This window comes from Bacteroides sp. AR29, from assembly GCF_900217715.1.
GTDB lineage: Bacteria > Bacteroidota > Bacteroidia > Bacteroidales > Bacteroidaceae > Bacteroides > Bacteroides uniformis.
Map to the genome: position 1 here is coordinate 138082 of NZ_OBMS01000011.1, position 18456 is coordinate 156537.

Below are 18456 nucleotides of genomic sequence, written 5' to 3' on the forward strand. Positions count from 1 at the left end.
AGATTTCTGATTTATAATTTATTTTTCAATATCCACCTCTATCACTTTATCAATATCCGTCGGAACCTCCGGCAAGTAGAGCATCACCCCTCCTTCACACTTACGGAACTTCACTGGAAGACGGTCGGCATACCCCACTGCCTTCCTCACTTTCTTGCCTTCCAACGGCAGGAAGAGAGCCTTATCCTGCAATTCGAGAATATGCACGTATAATTTATTTTCTCTTTGTGTAGTGACTCCCCAAGGATGCGGAGCAATGCAGCCGCCACGGGTTCCGTAGATGGTTTCACCGTATACCTTCATCCATTCCCCTACTTCTGCCAGACGCTCCAATGCAACAGCAGGCAGCTCACCGTCCGGCTGAGGACCGATATTCATCAGCAGATTGGCATCTTTACCCGCAGCCTTCACCAGGTAATGTATCAGCGTTTTGGTGGATTTATAATCCTGGTCCGTAATCTTATATCCCCACATTCCATTCATCGTCTCGCAGGTTTCAAGGGGCAAGGCGCTGATATCCTGCCCGGAAAGACCGGCACGGTTCTCTCCCGGCAGGTCGCGCTCGAATATCTGGATGTCCTCGCCGGCAAACGGTGCTTGATGATGGTTGTTCCCAACCAAGCAAGCCGGTTGCAGGCGGTGTATCATGGCATATTGCCCGGGCAGTTGCCAGTCAAAATCCGGATTCTGGTCCTGGTCCCACCAGCCATCAAACCAAATGGCACCTATTTTTCCATAATTGGTGAGCAGCTCGGTCAGCTGGTTGTTCATGAATTTATAGTAGCTGTTCCAGTCGCCCTTCGGATTCGGTCGTCCCGTTCCACGTCCGGTGCGTCCCCACGGAGCATCTTCGCGATACCAGTCGATGTGCGAATAGTAGAGATGCAGACGAATACCTTGCTTGTGGCACTCGTCCGCCAATTCTTTCAGAATATCCCGCTTAAAAGGGGTAGCATCCACAATATTGTAATCGGAAAAGCGTGTGTGGAACATAGAAAAGCCATCGTGATGCCGGGATGTAAAGCAGATATACTTTGCCCCGGACGCCTTAATGGCTGACACCCATCTGGCAGCATCGAATTTGGCAGGATAGAAACCTCCCGCCAGTTTGGCATACTCCTTATAATTAAGGTTCTTGTTCGTCATGGTCCATTCTCCGGTAGCCAGCATACTGTATATCCCCCAATGCAGGAAGATACCGAAGCGATTGTCCCGAAACTCCTGACGGGATTTCAGGTTCTCCTCCGTCGGCTGGTAAGTCTGCGACTGTGCGGAGCACACAAGAAGAAACAACAGTAAAAAAGACAAAAGACGTGTTTTCATGGCAATAAATAAAAAAGGCACGGATTATCCGGACACCCACGGTTCTTCAGATGAAGCCGCGAAATCCGTGTAATCCGTGTCTAAGGTTATCTGTTTGTTTTATTATTCCTCTGTATACCGTTCGATGGTCTGCTCACGGTCCGGTCCCAGAGAAACAATCTTGATGGGCACACCAAGCTGTTCTTCCAGGAATGACAAATATGCATTGAATTCTTCCGGGAACTCATCTTCACTCTGCATCTTGGTCATATCCGTCTGCCAACCGGGTAGCTCTACATAAACCGGTTCAACAGTCTCATTGATATCGAACGGGAAGTAATCAATCTCTTCCTCATCCATCTTGTAAGCTACACAAGCCTTAATGGTTTCAAAAGAATCGAGCACATCGCTCTTCATCATAATCAGTTTGGTAACCCCGTCTACCATAATGGCATATTTCAATGCCACCAGGTCAATCCAGCCACAACGGCGCTTACGTCCTGTCACAGAACCGAACTCATGACCCAGCGTGCAAATCTGGTCACCGGTCTTGTCGAATAATTCCGTCGGGAACGGACCGGCACCTACGCGCGTACAATAGGCTTTGAAAATCCCATATACCTCACCAATCTTGTTGGGAGCAATACCCAGACCGGTACAAGCACCTGCACAAACCGTATTGGAAGACGTTACAAACGGATAAGAACCGAAATCAATGTCCAACATTGTCCCCTGCGCACCTTCGCACAATACAGACTTGCCGGCAGCCAGCAGATTGTTCATCTCGTGTTCGCTATCCACCAACTGGAATTGTTTCAAGTATTCGATACCTTCGAACCATGCCTTCTCCATTTCGGTAATGTCATACTCATAGTTCAAGCCTTTCAAGATTTGCTCATGACGGGCCTTGGCCGCTGCATACTTCTTGTCAAAGTCATGCAGAATGTCGCCTACACGCACACCGTTACGGCTGATTTTATCCGTGTAAGTCGGTCCGATGCCTTTTCCGGTCGTTCCTACCTTTGCATCGCCTTTGGCTGCTTCGTATGCAGCATCCAGTATGCGGTGAGTCGGCAGAATGAGGTGTGCTTTCTTGGAAATGTGCAAGCGTTCCTTCAAGTTATGGCCGGACGCTTCCAATGATTCGGCTTCCGCTTTGAAGAGAGCCGGGTCAAGCACCACTCCGTTACCGATGATATTCACCTTGTCTCCCTGGAATATTCCAGACGGAATGGAACGGAGCACATACTTCTGCCCTTCAAACTCGAGTGTATGTCCGGCATTCGGTCCACCCTGGAAACGAGCTACGACATCGTATCTCGGAGTTAACACATCAACGACTTTGCCTTTGCCTTCGTCGCCCCATTGTAATCCTAATAATACGTCTACTTTCATTTTTCTTTTTTATGGTTATTATTCTTTTTCTTCCGTTTATTGGCCCGGTCACACTTGCTGCACAACCCATACATATATAAGGAATAGTGCGTAAGATTAAAACGGCTCAGTTTGGTATTCTCAATGGCATGTTGCAACTCCTCGTTCTGAAACTCGGTCACCTTTCCGCACTGGGTGCATATCTGGTGATGGTGCGTATCGCGATTATAAGATTTTTCGTATTGGGAAGAGTTGCCGAACTGATGCTTGATGACCAGACGAGCATTTATAAGCAAAATGATGGTATTGTAAAGCGTTGCACGGCTGACGCGGAAGTTCTCCTGGTCGGCCATCAGTGAATAGAGCGTGTCGATATCAAAATGACCGTCTATGGAGTAAATGGTGTCAAGTATAGCATAACGTTCGGGAGTCTTCCGATGCCCGTTCGCATTCAGATATTCAGTGAATATCTGCCTAACTGTATCTTTCACATTCTGACTTTCCATTTGACGGCGCAGTTTTACAGCCAACAAAGTTAATCCTTTTTTGTGGAAAGCAAACGAGAAAGAGATAAAAATTGCGATAAGGGAAATATTCCCTTACCGCATCAGTCTCTATAACCATAGAACTAATCTAACAAACCTCCTCTTTTACAAGATTGTATAGTAATTGTTCTACATCAGAAGAAGAATTGTCCATACCCTCCACTCTGCGGCAAACTTGAAAAGAATTTTCCTCATTTTGCTGCATAAAGCGGCGGATAGCAGTCATGGCTGCATTGCGTACATGATAGGAGCCCGACAAAAAAGCCGTTATTGCCTGGTCGAGGAACTCATTTTCAACCCGTTCGTTCATATCCCCTTTCTTCATCAATAGACGGGCTATGGTGAGGAAGCCGCAAACCTGCGTGTATTCGTCCTCGCTTGCAATCCAATGGAAGGACTTGGCAGGCGCATAAGGAAGATGTTGGAATAAATTCATGCAGGTAAGTTCTGCAATCTCGATATTACGGATATCTTCCACCCAGATATCGGCTATCTCGGGCAGGAAACTCTCTACCGGCTGTAAAAGTCCCGCCAATATTTTGCACTCTCTGATATCTTCTTTCCACAAAGACTGAGCCAGAGAGTGGTCCTTCTCGTAACCGGCAGCAATACCCTTGATACGGGGCAACTCCACGCCAAAGTTCAGCTTATATACCAGCCCTTTCTCACGCATACTTTGGGACACAGCCCCGTTCATTGAGAGACGGAGCTGTGTCTTTATATCTTTCAGCCGCTGATGCAGCTGCTCTTTAGTATCTATCATAGTTCATCATTTATTGACAGAAGGCAATGTAGAATAGTCTTTGCTATAACGCAACATCTGTTCCGCATAACCTTCATCATAAGTCACTGTCACATCTGTTATAGTACCGTCGGCATCCGTCACCACTTCATACTTGGGATTGACGAACCCCTTATACGGCGCAAGATTCAGCTTCTTGTAGCGTTCCAGCACTTCGGCATGCAAAGCGGGATCGACTTTCACGGCATAGGCTTCCACCAAATCATGGGCACCGGCATAGTCACCGGTGGACTTGATACGCTGTATCTCGGCAAGCAACCGGCCAAACAAGTCACGCACTTTCTCATAATCGTTTATCACGACGTACGTCTTCCCATCCTTCTTTACCAATTCCACAACCTTCTCCGCCGCACCTTTCTCGTACACCCAGCGGGCTATGAGCTGACGGTTGCGCATATGGGCTTCTTCTACATTGTTACCCGGCTCGATACGTACAAGCTGTGTCATCAAACCATTCATCAGATAGGTGTAGTATTGAGCCTTATAAGCATCCGCACTTGGAGTAAGCCCCAGTTCCACCAGCTTCGGGTCGGCCACGTAGTAGAGTCCGAACAAGTCGGCGCGCGCTTCTTCGATAGTAGAACCATATGCCTTCAACGCATCCGGGGCCACACCCGGGAGCAATTTACCGGAACCATGTCCCAAACATTCATGCAGGTCAGTATGCAGTTCATCTGTCACATCTGCGTACTTATCAATCAGTTGAAGCTCTGCATCACTGTACACAAACTCCTCATTGAACCCGTTGCCATGAGCTGCCTTATTATAAGCATCTGTAATGTTACCGATTGTAACGGATTTCGAACCATGATGGCTACGTATCCAGTTGGCATTGGGCAGGTTGATGCCGATAGCAGTTGCAGGATACAAGTCACCGGCCAGAATAGCCGCCGTGATTACCTTGGCAGACACCCCTTTCACTTTCTCCTTCTTGAATTGTCCGTCTACCGGCGAATGGTCCTCAAACCACTGTGCATTGCCGCTTATCAACTCTGTACGCTGGGTAGCTTCCAAATCTTTAAAATTCACCAGAGATTCCCAGCTTGCCTTCATGCCGAGCGGGTCACCATAACTTTCGGTAAAACCGTTCACAAAGTCAATGCGTGAGTTCAAATCCTTCACCCACAAAATGGCATATTCATCGAATGTCTTCAAATCGCCGGTTTCATAGAATTCCATCAGTTTGGCTATCACCGCCTTCTGCTCGGGAGTCTCGGCAACTCCTTCTGCCTTCTTCAGCCAGTAGACAATCTTTTCAAGTGCCTGTCCATACAAGCCCCCCACTTTCCATACTTTCTCCTGAATCTTGCCATCCTCTTTCACCAAACGGCTATTCAAACCATAGGAAACGGGAGTTTCATCCTGCGGATTCTTCAAGGCATTATAGAAATCTTCGGCCTCCTGCTGCGTCACGCCATCGTAATAATTGCATGCGGAAGTCAAAACCAAATCTTCACCGGCAGCTTGGTTCACCCGTTTGGGCATCACCGTGGGGTCGAAAATAACGGGGAACACTTCCTCGCACAGTTGTTCCACAGTCTGTCCTTCGGCAAGCGGCAATGTAGCTGCATCCACACTCTGTACAGCCTGCCTGAAGAATTCGGGAGTAAATCCCGGAACGAACTTTTCGCTACCATAGTGATGATGAATGCCGTTAGAGAACCATACCCGCTTGAGGTACACTTCCATAGCCTTGAAATCAGGAGTATTCTTATCTCCCTTATAGCCGGTATAGACAGCTTCCAGCATCCGGCGAATCGTCAGGTTATACTTGCCATTCTGGTCGAAAAGAATGTCTCTGCCCTGCAAAGCCGCTTCCGTCAAATAATAAACCAATTCTTTTTGTTTGAGGGACAAATCCTCAAAACCTGGTACGCGGTAACGTAAAATCTGTAAATCTGCAAATTGTTCCACTGTATAGTCAATTTTTTCTGCCTCAGCAGTTGTTTTCGGATTTCCGCCACAAGCCGTCAATAGAGAAAGGGCAGTCACCATAGAAATTAGTTGTTTCTTCATGTGTCGGGAGTATATAGATTGGTATTAAAAAAGAAGAAAAGGAAGTATCCCGAAACAACTGTTCCGGAATATTTCCTTTTTATTCATTCAGTCATACAGAATTATTTCTTCTTAGCTTCTTTTTCTGCGTGTCTTTTACGATATCCATTAGGAGTCTCACCTACATTTTTATAGAAAGCAGCATAAAAAGACTGACGGTTTGCAAAGCCGACCATCGTACTGATCTCCTCTACATTCTTGTCAGCATATCTTTTGTCTGTCAACAAATGCTGCGCTTCTTTTACTCTATATTCATTCAGCAGGCAAGAATAGTTCATGCCGAAGCGTGAATTCACCACTGCAGACAAATAGCGAGTATTGGTCTGCAATTCTTTCGCCAAATCCTTAGCGGAATAATCAGCATCTCTGTACTTCTTTTGTACAACAACGATATTCAATATCTTGTCATACAACTCATCTGCCAATTCCGGCCTTATCAAAGAACGGTAGGCAGCATCCTTTTCTTTCTTTTCGCGCAGGTTGTAAGGACGTTTCTTCGTTCCTTTTTCCTGGGCATTGTTTTCTAAATCACTCATTGAATTAACTGGTTAGGGTTGTTTAAAATCGGAAAAGCCAAAGGGTTAGCCCCTTAGACTTTACAAAAGTCAGACATTTTTTTTTTATACACAACTTTTCCCGTATATATTTTTGATAAATAAACAACGAAAAAGGTTGAAAAGTAGGTCAATTCAGCCATTAATAAGAAACTTTAACCTTTTGCAGAAACTCATATGATACAAAATCTTGATGACTTTCCATTTGTAGTATATGCAATAATTAGTGTACCTTTGCCGGAAGAAATCCATACTGCCAGATTATGCTACAAACGCTCAAGACATATTTCGGTTACGACAGTTTCCGCCCCTTACAAGAAGACATCATACGCCATCTGATAGACCGTAAAGACGCATTGGTACTGATGCCTACGGGAGGTGGAAAGTCCATCTGCTACCAACTTCCCGCCCTATTGAGTGAAGGCACGGCGGTAGTGGTTTCTCCGCTCATTTCCTTGATGAAGGACCAAGTGGAAACGCTCTGTGCAAACGGTATCGCGGCCGGTGCACTGAACAGCAATAATGATGAAACAGAGAATGCTTCCCTACGACGTGCATGCATGGAAGGCAAGCTGAAACTACTATATATTTCTCCTGAAAAATTATTGGCGGAAGCCAACTATCTGTTAAGGGATATGCATATTTCCCTTTTCGCCATTGATGAAGCTCACTGCATCTCACAATGGGGACACGATTTCCGTCCGGAATATACACAGATGGGCATCCTTCACCAACTGTTTCCCCAGGTTCCCATCATTGCACTTACTGCCACAGCCGATAAAATAACCCGTGAAGATATTATTAAACAGCTACACCTCAACCAACCGAGAATTTTCATTTCATCTTTCGACCGTCCCAACCTGAGTCTCACCGTAAAAAGAGGTTACCAGCAGAAGGAAAAAAGCAAAGCCATCCTCGACTTCATCGCCCGCCATCCGGGAGAGAGCGGCATCATTTATTGCATGAGCCGCAGCAAGACTGAAACAGTGGCACAAATGCTTCAAAAACAAGGGATAAAGTCGGCGGTCTATCATGCAGGACTGTCGCCGGCACGAAGAGATGAAGCACAAGACGACTTCATCAATGACCGCGTGCAAGTGGTATGCGCCACCATTGCCTTTGGAATGGGAATTGACAAAAGCAATGTGCGCTGGGTAATTCATTACAATTTGCCCAAAAGCATTGAAAGTTTCTATCAGGAAATAGGACGTGCCGGACGAGACGGAATGCCCAGTGACACCCTTTTGTTCTATTCACTGGCCGACCTCATTCTGCTCACTAAATTCGCAACAGACAGCGGGCAACAAAGCATCAACCTGGAAAAGCTGCAACGTATGCAGCAATATGCGGAAGCAGATATCTGCCGCCGTCGCATTCTGTTAAGTTATTTCGGTGAAAATACGACCTGCGACTGTGGAAACTGTGATGTATGCAAAAATCCCCCCGAACGTTTCGATGGTACAATAATCGTACAAAAGGCACTTAGTGCAATCGCGCGTTCCGAGCAACAGATAGGAACCGGTATTTTAGTGGACATCCTCCGAGGAAACATGAGTTCTGAAGTTACAGAAAGAGGATACCATCGCCTTAAGACCTTTGGAGCCGGGCGTGAAGTACCCGCCAGAGATTGGCATGACTACCTGCTGCAAATGTTGCAACTCGGCTATTTCGAAATAGCCTACAATGAAAACAACCATCTGAAAATTACTCAAAGCGGAACAGATGTCTTGTTTGGCAGAGCACGCGCCCTGCTTGTCACCATCCGTCGCGAGGAAGCTGTACAAGCTACAAGAGGCCGTAAACGCAAGGCTACAGTTCCAACCAAAGAATTGCCATTGGGATTGCCCAATACAGAAAGTGGGGAACTTTTCGAGGCTCTCCGCACTCTCCGCAAACGCCTTGCCGACCAGGAAGCACTTCCTGCCTATATCGTACTGTCCGACAAAGTGCTCCACCTACTCAGCGCCTCCCGCCCCACTACCATAGAAGAATTTGGTAATATCAGCGGTATCGGTGAATATAAAAAGAAGAAATACGGAAAAGAGTTTGTGGAACTGATACGGAAATACAGTTGAATATTATTTACACTGCAACAGCAAATCCCTGAGGTCGCCTTGCGGCACACCAAGTGAAATGGCTTTTTCGAAGTCACGTTTTGCCAACTCCTTTTTCTTTTGAGAAAGGTAAATTTGCCCCCGTATCAAGTAGGCTTCTGTCTGCGAAGCATCCAGCTTGATGGCTTCTTCCAAGTCCATCATGGCCAGGTCCACATGTTTCATATCCTGCTCTACACCCGCACGTGCTACGTAAAGTACGGCATATTGCTGGGTAGTCAGCCGGGTAGCTTCTTCTCCTTTTTCTGCAATCATGGCATTCAGTATCGAGAGCGCGGCTTCGTATTTGCCTTCCTTCTGCTCCAACGTGGCCAACCCAAGGCGGCCATTGTAGCTCCGGGGGGCAAGTTTCAGCAGACGTTCATAATCAGACTTTGCAAAATTATAGTTGCGCTGCCGCATATAGATATAGGCACGCATCAGCAAGGCTTCCTGATTATCGCTCTCTATATCCAGCACCAAAGAATAGTCTATCCGGGCCAAGTCATCCTTTCCCAACTCAAGGTAAAGAGCGGCACGATTCATCAGGGCGGGTATGGCACGCGGAGCAATGTTCAATGCCAGCGTATACGAGTCAAGAGCCTGCTCATACCGGTGCTGCCAACGCTGTATCGTTCCTAAATTGGAGAAAAGCAAAGCGTTATGAGGATTGGCGGGCTCCATTTTCAAAGCTTGTTCAATGTATTTTTCGGCCAATGACAAGCTGTCTTGCTCCGTGGCTGCAACCGCACGTTCGCTCAGTTCCTGATAGGTTTGTGAAAAGGCAGGGAACATCGTGGCTCCACACAAGAAGAAAGAAAAAATAAGTTTCTTCATATAATAGTTCAGTATTTATTCCAAAGGATAGGTATCGAAAGCGAACAGTTCTGTTGACAAATAGCGTTCCCCCGTATCGGGCAGTAGGGCAACAATCATTTTATCCGCAAATTCAGGGCGTTCGGCCAGCAACCGTGCCGCATATACCGCCGCACCGGATGAGATGCCAGCCAGCAAGCCTTCCGTAGAAGCCAGCTCTCGTCCTCCACGAATGGCCTCGTCATCGGGCACCGGAATAATCTCGTCTACTACAGAAGCATCATAAATGGAAGGAATAAAATTGGCCCCAATCCCCTGGATGCGGTGCGGTGCGTCTTCCCCTCCTTCCAGAACCGGAGAGGAGGCCGGTTCTACAGCCACAACATAGACATCCGGATTATGTTTCTTCAAGGCACGCGCCACTCCACAGACCGTACCGCCCGTACCCACACCGGCAACAAAAACAGTCACTTTACCATCCGTGTCCGTCCAGATTTCTTCCCCCGTAGTATGTTCATGAGCCTTGGCATTGGAGGGATTCTCAAACTGCTGCAGAATAACCGCACCAGGTATCGCATCCCGCAATTCTTTCGCTTTGGCAATGGAACCGGCCATACCTGCCAGTCCGTCGGTCAGTACAATCTCCGCACCCAAGGCTTTCAACAGATTACGGCGTTCCACACTCATGGTCTCCGGCATGGTCAATATCAAATGATATCCCTTGATGGTTGCCACCATCGCCAGTCCCACGCCGGTATTGCCACTGGTAGGTTCAATAATCGTGGCTCCGGGTTTCAAAGCCCCACGTGCCTCGGCATCCTCAATCATGGCAAATGCCACACGGTCCTTCACGCTTCCCGCCGGATTAAAAGATTCCAGCTTAGCCACAATATTTCTTTTCAATCCGTATTTACGACTGTATTCAGCCAATTCCATCAAAGGAGTATGCCCAATCAACTCCGTCAGGTTCTTTGCAATTTTCGCCATAATCTCACTGTCTAATACATTCTTCCCGTACACACTTATGTAACATGGATATGCTGACAAAGATAACGAAATTCCAAGAAATAAACCGTGCGGGAAAGGAAAGATTATACTGCCATCTATCAAAGCTTAACACGAATAAAGAGGATGAAAGGATATGAAACGATTGAAGAAGGCAGGATGAGGAGGAAGAACCATATCTGACAATCAGCGACTTCCCACTGCAAAGATGGTGCATGCTTTTTGCAGTAGTACTGCAAACGAGCTGCAGCGTTACTGCAAATAGGTTTGCAGTGGTACTGCAACTGCTTTGCAGCGCAACTGTAACAGCTTTGCAGTGACACTGCAAAAGGTTTGCAGAACTTTGCAGTGAGAAGTTACTGATGAACAGAACGGTAATGAGACACTGTTATCAAGACTTCTTAAGATAGTCTACAATCCACGCGCCCACTTCCTTGGTACCGTATTTGTCGCCACCTTCTACTTGAATCTCCGGTGTACGTACATTCGCATCGAGTGAAGCATCAACTGCCTTACGAATCAACGCCCCCTCCTCTTTCAGGTCGAAGTATTCGAAAAGCATGGCTACAGACAAAATTTGCGCCAGCGGATTGGCTATATTCAAGCCTTTCGCCTGCGGCCAGGAACCATGGATAGGTTCGAATACCGGCGTGCTCTCTCCCGTAGAAGCAGAAGGCAGCAATCCCATAGAGCCACTGATGCAGGAACCCTCGTCCGTCAAAATATCACCAAACGTATTTTCCGTAACCATTACGTCAAAGAATTTCGGCTCTTGAATCATCTTCATGGCGGCGTTGTCCACAAACATATAGTCGGTTGTCACCTCGGGGTACTGCGGTGCCATCTCCTGGGCAATCTGTCTCCAAAGACGGGAAGAGGCAAGCACATTGGCTTTATCCACCACCGTAAGATGTTTACTGCGTTTCATGGCATATTCAAATCCGACTTTCAGGATACGCTCAATCTCAGGACGGGTATACATGTTCGTATCATACGCCTTGTCATTGTCCTGGTATTTCTCACCGAAGTACATGCCACCGGTCAATTCGCGGATGCAAAGGAAATCGGCACCATCCACCAGTTCCGCACGAAGGGGAGACTTATGGAGCAGACATTTGAAGGTCTGCACGGGACGGATGTTGGCAAACAGTCCCAGTTTCTTGCGCATAGCCAGCAAGCCCTGCTCGGGACGCACTTTGGCAGTAGGGTCATTGTCGAATTTCGGGTCACCTACGGCAGAGAACAATACAGCATCCGCATTTTTACAAGCCTCATAAGTGGCTTCGGGAAACGGGTCACCCACCTTGTCTATCGCGTCTGCACCGCAGATGGCATATTCATAGTTCACTTTATGTCCGAACTTCTCACACACGGCAGTCATCACATCCACGCCTACGGTAGAGATTTCGGGGCCGATACCGTCACCGGCCAACACTGCAATTTTAAAATCCATTGTTTTCTTTATTATTTAAAAGTTCATCTATCTTCTTTTTGTTTGCAAGATTCTTGCGGCGATACCGGTCACCCCACACAAAACCAGCTGTCAATATAAGGGTATTGATGGCTGACATAAGATACTCGTCCGCATCCAACTCGCCGCTCCACCAACGCAGAAAGAGGTTGAAAGCAAAAAGCAAGCCTGCATACAACGCATAGCATACATAAGGACGCCTCTCAAAAAACGATTTCTTTTTCTCCATGAGATCCATTTTTTATGATTCGTATTCGTCTTCTATGATATTCAGCATCTTCACCGTCGCCTTGATGGCTGCTTCCGTCTGGTCTGCGTCCAATCCGCGTGTACGGAATATCGTATCTTCAAAACTCCAGGTAATAACCGTCTGCACAAAGGCATCGGTACGCCCACCGGGAGGAATGGTCACGGCATAGTTCGTCAGCATCGGGAACTTACGACCCAGTGTCACTTTATATATCTTGCGCAAGGCGCGCACAAAAGCATCATACTGGCCATCTCCACTGGAACTTTCCTCATATTCCTTTCCGTTAATTTCTATCTTCAACGTAGCCATCGGCTTCAATCCATACGCCAGATTCACAATATAGCTCTTAAGGCTGACGCGTTCTTCTGCCATTCCGTGCTTCAGTACGTCCGAAACGATATAGGGCAGGTCTTCTTGCGTCACCAGCTCTTTCTTGTCGCCCAACTCAATGATGCGTTCGGTCACTTTGCGCATGGCATCTTCATCCAGTTGTAACCCCAAGTCCTCCAGATTCTTCCGGATATTGGCTTTACCGCTGTTCTTGCCCAGGGCATACTCTCGCTTGCGACCAAAGCGTTCGGGTAGGAGGTCGTTGCAGTAGAGGTTACTTTTATTGTCACCGTCGGCATGGACGCCTGCCACTTGGGTAAATACATTCTCGCCAACAATCGGTTTATTGGCGGGAATGACGATGCCCGAGTAGGACTCCACCACACGGCTTACGTCGTTCAGGCGGCTTTCGTCAATGTTGGTAATGGCATTGAAGTGGTCTTTCAGGATAGCCTGCACACTGGCAAGCGGAGCATTGCCGGCGCGTTCGCCCAGGCCGTTAATGGTAGTATGCAGTCCCTTGCAACCGCTAAGTACGGCGGCAAGCACATTGCTCACGGCAAGGTCATAGTCATTGTGGGCATGGAAGTCAAAATGGGCATGCGGATAGCGTTTCACCATCTTGCGCATGAACTCGATGACCTGCAGCGGGTTCAATACGCCCAACGTGTCAGGCAACATATAGCGGCGGATATTGGTCTGCTTCAAGGCGTCCATCAGACGGAACACATATTCCGGAGAATCTTTCATGCCGTTGCTCCAGTCTTCCAGATAGACATTCACTACCATATCCTGCTCGTTGGCGTAATCCACTACGGACAGAATATCCTCGATATGCTCTTCGGGAGTCTTCTTCAACTGGTAGGTGCAATGCTTCAGCGAGCCTTTGCACAGCAGATTGATGACACGGCAACCGGTCGCATGTATCCAGTCCACCGACGTGTGGCCATCTACAAAGCCAAGCACTTCTACTCTTGGCAACAGATTACGGCGTGCCGCCCAGTCACAAATCATTTTTACGGCATCAAACTCTCCTTCGGATACCCGCGCAGAAGCCACCTCCACCCGGTCTACCTTCAATTCCTCCAGTAACAAACGGGCAATCATCAGCTTCTCATGGGGCACAAAGGAGACTCCGCTGGTCTGTTCACCGTCGCGGAGCGTAGTGTCCATGATTTCTATCTTCGGATGATTATGCTTCATTTTTATTCTCCCAAGCTTCTATCTTATCTTTATTCTCAACCAGAAAATCGATGTCATCCAAGCCATTCATCAGGCAATGTTTCTTGTAGGCATTGATTTCAAAATGTTCGATCTTGCCCGTAGCTTTGTTGGTGATGGTCTGTTCGGGCAGATTCACTTCCACTTCCATCTTCGGATTGGCAGAGATAGAGTCGAACAACTCTTTCAGGAACGGCTCACTTACCACCACCGGAAGCACAAAGTTGTTCAGTTCATTGTTCTTGTGTATATCGGCAAAGAAACTCGATACCACCACGCGGAAACCGTAACCGGCAATGGCCCATGCAGCATGCTCACGGCTGGAACCGGAACCGAAGTTCTTTCCCGCCACCAGAATCTGTCCACCGTAAGTGGGATTGTTCAAAACAAAGTCCTTGTTCAGAGAACCGTCCGGATGATAGCGCCAATCGCGGAATAAATTATCTCCGAAGAACTTTTCCTCACGGGTAGTAGCTTTCAGAAAACGTGCAGGGATTATCTGGTCTGTATCCACATTCTCTAATGGAAGAGGCACACAAGTACTGGTTATTATATCAAATTTTGTCTTCATCTTTGTATTTACGATTTACAATTTACGATTGAAAATACTCTTGATTTACCTTTGTTGAACGATGTTTGATTTACGAAGTAATTTTAATCGTAAATCGTCCAATCGTACATCAAATCAGCGTTCTCGGGTCAGTAATTACTCCAGTCACTGCCGCTGCTGCAGCTACAAGCGGGCTGGCAAGCAGTGTTCGGGAACTCGGTCCTTGGCGTCCTTCAAAATTACGGTTACTGGTAGACACTGCATACTTTCCGGCAGGCACCTTATCGTCGTTCATTGCCAGGCAAGCAGAACAACCCGGTTGGCGAATGGCAAAACCGGCCTCTTCCAAAATCTTGTCCAGTCCCTCTTCGCGAATCTGTGCATCTACCATCCAGGAGCCCGGAACCAGCCATGCCACTACATTCTCGGCTTTCCGACGGCCTTTCACAATGGAGGCAAATGCACGGAAATCCTCAATGCGTCCATTGGTGCAGGCACCCAAAAACACATAGTCAACCTTCTTACCCAGCAAAGGTTCTCCCGGTTGGAAACCCATATAGCTAATAGACTTCATGAAAGAGGTCCGGGCAGCTTCTCCCATGCCTTCGGTAGTAGGAATATGTTGTGTGATACCCATACCCATGCCCGGGTTGGTACCGTATGTAATCATCGGTTCAATATCTTCGGCAGCAAAACGGACTTCCTTGTCGAACACTGCATCCTCATCACTCTTCAATGTTTTCCAATAGGCCAATGCCTTGTCCCATGCCTCACCCTTCGGAGCATATTCGCGTCCTTTGATGTACTCGAAAGTGGTCTCATCCGGAGCAACCATACCGCCGCGGGCACCCATCTCTATACTCAGATTGCACAAGGTCAGACGGCCTTCCATAGTCAGACCACGCACAGCTTCTCCGGCATATTCCACGAAATATCCCGTAGCGCCGCTGGTCGTCATCTTCGACATCATATACAATGCTACATCTTTTGCCGTCACTCCCTTGCCAAGTTTGCCGTCGACAGTGATGCGCATTGTCTTAGGACGGGTCTGAAGGATACATTGCGAGGCCATTACCATTTCCACCTCACTCGTACCGATACCGAAAGCCACTGCTCCCATCGCCCCGTGGGTGGAAGTATGCGAGTCACCGCAGACAATGGTCATGCCAGGCAGGGTCAGCCCGCGTTCCGGACCTACTACATGGATAATTCCGTTCTTCTTGTCCATCATGCCGAAATGGGCCAATCCAAACTCTTCCGCATTCTTGGCCAGTGTATCTACCTGAGTCTTTGAAACCGGGTCTTCAATCGGCTTGTCCTGGTCATGCGTCGGCGTGTTATGGTCGGGCATACAGAAAATCTTTTCCGGACGGAAACACTTGATTCCACGTTCGCGCAATCCTGAAAAGGCTTGCGGGCTGGTTACTTCATGACAATAAAGCCGGTCAATATAAAGCTGTGTGGGACCGTCTTCCACTTTCTGTACCACATGGGCATCCCAGATTTTATCAAATAATGTATTCATCTCTTTATGTACAATTTATCTATTTACAATTTACGATTAAAATCACATCTTGAACTTATTGATACAGTCGATGTACGCTTCCACTGATGCCGCGATAATATCCGTATTGGCACCGAACCCATAATAAATATGATTATCGTATTCCACCTGCATATGTACCTTACCCATATCGTCGCTACCCTTGCTGATAGCCTGGATAGTGAATTCCTTCAATGTCATATGGCGGTCAATAATCTTCTTCAAAGCCTTGATAGCAGCGTCTACCGGACCGTTTCCACTGGCAGCGGCTTCAAACTTCTCGCCAGAGATGTTCAATCCCAAGCTGGCAACCGAACGAACCCCCACCCCACTGGTCACCTGAAGATATTCCAGTTTGATACGGTGGTTCTGCGTACGGTTTGCCCCTGCCAATACCAGAATATCATCATCGTTGATATCCTTCTTCTTATCGGCAAGTTTCAAGAACTCTTCATACACTTTGTCCAACTTCTCCTGATCCAGTTGTACTCCCAATATCGACAAACGATTCTTCAAGGCTGCACGTCCGCTACGGGCTGTCAATACGATGGAATTATCATCAATACCCACATCATGCGGGTCAATGATTTCGTAAGTCTGTACATTCTTCAACACACCATCCTGGTGGATACCCGACGAATGGGCAAAAGCATTGCGACCTACAATAGCCTTGTTGGGCTGCACCGGCATGTTCATCAGACTGGACACCATACGGCTGGTTGGATAAATCTTCTGTGTATTGATGTTGGTCTCGATTTCTATGTCCTTGTGACATTTGATAATCATCGCCACTTCCTCAAGAGAAGTATTGCCGGCACGTTCACCAATACCATTGATGGTTACCTCCACCTGGCGGGCACCATTCAGTACGCCAGCCATTGTATTGGCAGTAGCCATGCCCAAGTCATTGTGGCAATGAGTAGAAATAATGGCATTATGAATACCGTTGACATGTTCCATCAGATATCTTATCTTCGCGCCATACTCATCAGGCAAGCAATACCCCGTTGTATCGGGAATATTCACCACAGTCGCACCTGCCTTGATAACAGCTTCTACCACCCGTGCCAAATATTCATTATCCGTTCGGCCTGCATCTTCGGCATAGAACTCTACATCATCCACATACTTACGTGCATACTTTACGGCAGCCACTGCACGCTCTATTATTTCCTCGCGATTGGAATTAAATTTATATTTAATGTGCGAGTCAGATGTACCGATACCAGTATGGATACGTTTATGCTTGGCAAACTGCAAAGCCTCTGCCGCCACATCAATATCTTTCTGTACGGCACGTGTCAAGGCACAGATGGTGGGCCATGTCACAGCTTTTGATATCTCAATGACCGAATTGAAATCTCCCGGACTTGAAATCGGAAATCCGGCTTCAATCACGTCCACCCCCAGGGCTTCCAGTTGTCTGGCTACCTGAATCTTTTCCACTGTATTCAATTGGCATCCCGGAACCTGCTCGCCATCGCGGAGCGTTGTGTCGAAAATAAATAATTTGTCACTCATTGCTTTATTGTATTTAATTTATGTTCCATAAAAAAAGCCTTTCACACTTGGAAGTGAGAAAGGCTTCATATATCATTGCATCTTACATATATATTCACGCACAGCACTCACTTCCACTAAACTTTGCCAGTAGAATAATAATACCACACAGTAGAATATATGTAAAGTTCTGAATCATCTTCTTTTTTGTTTTGACGTTGCAAAGGTAGATATTATTTCGTACCACACAAACAAATTCGTTACTTTTTTCCGATAAAAAATATCATTTTATAAGTTTGTATTCATTTATCGCTGAAATATATCACAAAAAAAGGCGTACCTCAAGGTACGCCTTTCCTTATTCTTCAGTTCAATACAAGTTCTGAATTACTTCTTCTCACAAGGTTTGTCACACTTGGCACCATCACATGCAGCCTTAGGACACGCTGCTGAATCAGCAGCCTGGCAACATGCCTTTGCAGAGTCACATACTTGTTCTGTTTTTGCAGCACAGCAAGAATCTGCCTCAGTTGCATTAGAATCTGCAGCCTTTTTGTTGCCACAAGATGTCACTGCGAAAGAAAACGCTACCGCAACGGCAGCCAATAAAACTTTAGTCTTCATACTTTCAATTTGCTTTAAACGTTGATATAAAATTAGTTCGGCGCAAATATAAGAAAAGTTTATGAGACCGCCAAAAACGAACAAAGCCTCCGTATCCTTATCAGACACGGAGGCTTCTTCTGAAAACGGCGACTACCTACTCTCCCACTGTTACGCAGTACCATCGGCGTGACCGGGCTTAACTTCTCTGTTCGGAATGGGAAGAGGTGGAACCCCGGTGCTGTAGTCACCTGAATAAGGCAGACATGATGAGAAAAAAGTAAAGTGTCCATATATTGCTGAACGTATATACCTCCATACACGGAAGGCAAAAAGTGGACGGGCAATTAGTAATGCTCGGCTATGACATCGCTGCCTGTACACCTGCATCCTATCAACGTTGTAGTCTACAACGACCCTGAGAAATCTAATCTTGTGGCTG

At 47.0% G+C, this 18456-nt stretch carries 16 protein-coding genes and 2 rRNA genes; 1 reads left to right on the top strand and 17 read right to left on the bottom strand.

The genetic code is table 11. The features are described 5' to 3' along the window. Positions 1-18: 18 nt before the first annotated feature. The 6 genes from CSD97_RS09345 to CSD97_RS09370 all read right to left on the bottom strand — a co-directional run bounded on the left by CSD97_RS09345 (position 19) and on the right by CSD97_RS09370 (position 6614). On the bottom strand, positions 19-1323 hold the full coding sequence (locus CSD97_RS09345; protein ID WP_087332792.1) for an alpha-L-fucosidase: 1305 nt from the start codon (positions 1321-1323) through the stop codon (positions 19-21). 102 nt (positions 1324-1425) lie between these two features. Next, positions 1426-2697, bottom strand: coding sequence for an adenylosuccinate synthase (locus CSD97_RS09350; protein ID WP_005826216.1), 1272 nt, complete (start codon positions 2695-2697; stop codon positions 1426-1428). Continuing rightward, on the bottom strand, positions 2694-3182 hold the full coding sequence (locus tag CSD97_RS09355; protein ID WP_005835580.1) for a Fur family transcriptional regulator: 489 nt from the start codon (positions 3180-3182) through the stop codon (positions 2694-2696). Before CSD97_RS09355 ends, CSD97_RS09350 begins: the two co-directional genes overlap by 4 nt. Before the next feature lie 127 nt (positions 3183-3309). Then, a complete protein-coding gene (locus CSD97_RS09360) occupies positions 3310-3984 on the bottom strand; it encodes a DNA alkylation repair protein (protein ID WP_005826212.1) in 675 nt (224 codons plus the stop codon). Positions 3985-3990: 6 nt separating this feature from the next. Beyond that, positions 3991-6039 carry a dihydrofolate reductase gene (locus CSD97_RS09365; protein WP_057256350.1) on the bottom strand — a complete coding sequence of 683 codons (2049 nt, stop codon included), beginning with the start codon at positions 6037-6039 and terminating at the stop codon, positions 3991-3993. Positions 6040-6140: 101 nt separating this feature from the next. Further along, positions 6141-6614 carry a helix-turn-helix domain-containing protein gene (locus tag CSD97_RS09370; RefSeq protein WP_005826207.1) on the bottom strand — a complete coding sequence of 158 codons (474 nt, stop codon included), beginning with the start codon at positions 6612-6614 and terminating at the stop codon, positions 6141-6143. Between the two features lie 281 nt (positions 6615-6895). Between CSD97_RS09370 and recQ the strand changes: the two genes are divergently transcribed. Next, positions 6896-8707 carry a DNA helicase RecQ gene (recQ, locus tag CSD97_RS09375; RefSeq protein ID WP_098032317.1) on the top strand — a complete coding sequence of 604 codons (1812 nt, stop codon included), beginning with the start codon at positions 6896-6898 and terminating at the stop codon, positions 8705-8707. A gap of 3 nt (positions 8708-8710) precedes the next feature. Here recQ and CSD97_RS09380 read toward each other — a convergent pair whose 3' ends face one another. From CSD97_RS09380 to CSD97_RS09430, 11 genes are all read right to left on the bottom strand, one after another. Beyond that, on the bottom strand, positions 8711-9562 hold the full coding sequence (locus tag CSD97_RS09380; RefSeq protein ID WP_098032318.1) for a tetratricopeptide repeat protein: 852 nt from the start codon (positions 9560-9562) through the stop codon (positions 8711-8713). A gap of 15 nt (positions 9563-9577) precedes the next feature. Continuing rightward, complete coding sequence (gene cysK / locus CSD97_RS09385) at positions 9578-10528, bottom strand: cysteine synthase A (RefSeq protein ID WP_035449638.1); 951 nt, start codon at positions 10526-10528, stop codon at positions 9578-9580. Between the two features lie 409 nt (positions 10529-10937). Beyond that, positions 10938-11999, bottom strand: a complete 1062-nt coding sequence (leuB, locus tag CSD97_RS09390) for a 3-isopropylmalate dehydrogenase (protein ID WP_005835570.1) — start codon at positions 11997-11999, stop codon at positions 10938-10940. After that, positions 11989-12246, bottom strand: coding sequence for a hypothetical protein (locus tag CSD97_RS09395; RefSeq protein WP_005835569.1), 258 nt, complete (start codon positions 12244-12246; stop codon positions 11989-11991). Before CSD97_RS09395 ends, leuB begins: the two co-directional genes overlap by 11 nt. 12 nt (positions 12247-12258) lie before the next feature. Next, entirely contained in the window at positions 12259-13800 is a 1542-nt protein-coding gene (locus CSD97_RS09400) for an alpha-isopropylmalate synthase regulatory domain-containing protein (RefSeq protein ID WP_035457864.1), read from the bottom strand. Then, positions 13790-14389, bottom strand: a complete 600-nt coding sequence (gene leuD / locus CSD97_RS09405; RefSeq protein ID WP_005826193.1) for a 3-isopropylmalate dehydratase small subunit — start codon at positions 14387-14389, stop codon at positions 13790-13792. The genes CSD97_RS09400 and leuD overlap by 11 nt, the downstream gene beginning before the upstream one ends. A gap of 109 nt (positions 14390-14498) precedes the next feature. After that, the gene (gene leuC / locus CSD97_RS09410; RefSeq protein ID WP_098032319.1) at positions 14499-15893 is read right to left on the bottom strand and encodes a 3-isopropylmalate dehydratase large subunit; all 1395 of its coding nucleotides are present in this window, start codon (positions 15891-15893) and stop codon (positions 14499-14501) included. A gap of 42 nt (positions 15894-15935) precedes the next feature. Further along, positions 15936-17432, bottom strand: coding sequence for a 2-isopropylmalate synthase (locus CSD97_RS09415; protein ID WP_005835565.1), 1497 nt, complete (start codon positions 17430-17432; stop codon positions 15936-15938). A gap of 366 nt (positions 17433-17798) precedes the next feature. Continuing rightward, positions 17799-18035, bottom strand: a complete 237-nt coding sequence (locus CSD97_RS09420; RefSeq protein ID WP_034523359.1) for a hypothetical protein — start codon at positions 18033-18035, stop codon at positions 17799-17801. Between the two features lie 123 nt (positions 18036-18158). Then, positions 18159-18269 (bottom strand): 5S ribosomal RNA (gene rrf / locus CSD97_RS09425). 72 nt (positions 18270-18341) lie between these two features. After that, positions 18342-18456, bottom strand: a 23S ribosomal RNA gene (locus tag CSD97_RS09430); the annotation flags it as partial.

Coding starts and splice junctions, on each gene's coding strand:
- CSD97_RS09345 (WP_087332792.1), bottom strand. CDS start 1,323: ATGAAAACACGTCTTTTGTCTTTTTTACTGTTGTTTCTTCTTGTGTGC.
- CSD97_RS09350 (WP_005826216.1), bottom strand. CDS start 2,697: ATGAAAGTAGACGTATTATTAGGATTACAATGGGGCGACGAAGGCAAA.
- CSD97_RS09355 (WP_005835580.1), bottom strand. CDS start 3,182: ATGGAAAGTCAGAATGTGAAAGATACAGTTAGGCAGATATTCACTGAA.
- CSD97_RS09360 (WP_005826212.1), bottom strand. CDS start 3,984: ATGATAGATACTAAAGAGCAGCTGCATCAGCGGCTGAAAGATATAAAG.
- CSD97_RS09365 (WP_057256350.1), bottom strand. CDS start 6,039: ATGAAGAAACAACTAATTTCTATGGTGACTGCCCTTTCTCTATTGACG.
- CSD97_RS09370 (WP_005826207.1), bottom strand. CDS start 6,614: ATGAGTGATTTAGAAAACAATGCCCAGGAAAAAGGAACGAAGAAACGT.
- recQ (WP_098032317.1), top strand. CDS start 6,896: ATGCTACAAACGCTCAAGACATATTTCGGTTACGACAGTTTCCGCCCC.
- CSD97_RS09380 (WP_098032318.1), bottom strand. CDS start 9,562: ATGAAGAAACTTATTTTTTCTTTCTTCTTGTGTGGAGCCACGATGTTC.
- cysK (WP_035449638.1), bottom strand. CDS start 10,528: ATGGCGAAAATTGCAAAGAACCTGACGGAGTTGATTGGGCATACTCCT.
- leuB (WP_005835570.1), bottom strand. CDS start 11,999: ATGGATTTTAAAATTGCAGTGTTGGCCGGTGACGGTATCGGCCCCGAA.
- CSD97_RS09395 (WP_005835569.1), bottom strand. CDS start 12,246: ATGGAGAAAAAGAAATCGTTTTTTGAGAGGCGTCCTTATGTATGCTAT.
- CSD97_RS09400 (WP_035457864.1), bottom strand. CDS start 13,800: ATGAAGCATAATCATCCGAAGATAGAAATCATGGACACTACGCTCCGC.
- leuD (WP_005826193.1), bottom strand. CDS start 14,389: ATGAAGACAAAATTTGATATAATAACCAGTACTTGTGTGCCTCTTCCA.
- leuC (WP_098032319.1), bottom strand. CDS start 15,893: ATGAATACATTATTTGATAAAATCTGGGATGCCCATGTGGTACAGAAA.
- CSD97_RS09415 (WP_005835565.1), bottom strand. CDS start 17,432: ATGAGTGACAAATTATTTATTTTCGACACAACGCTCCGCGATGGCGAG.
- CSD97_RS09420 (WP_034523359.1), bottom strand. CDS start 18,035: ATGAAGACTAAAGTTTTATTGGCTGCCGTTGCGGTAGCGTTTTCTTTC.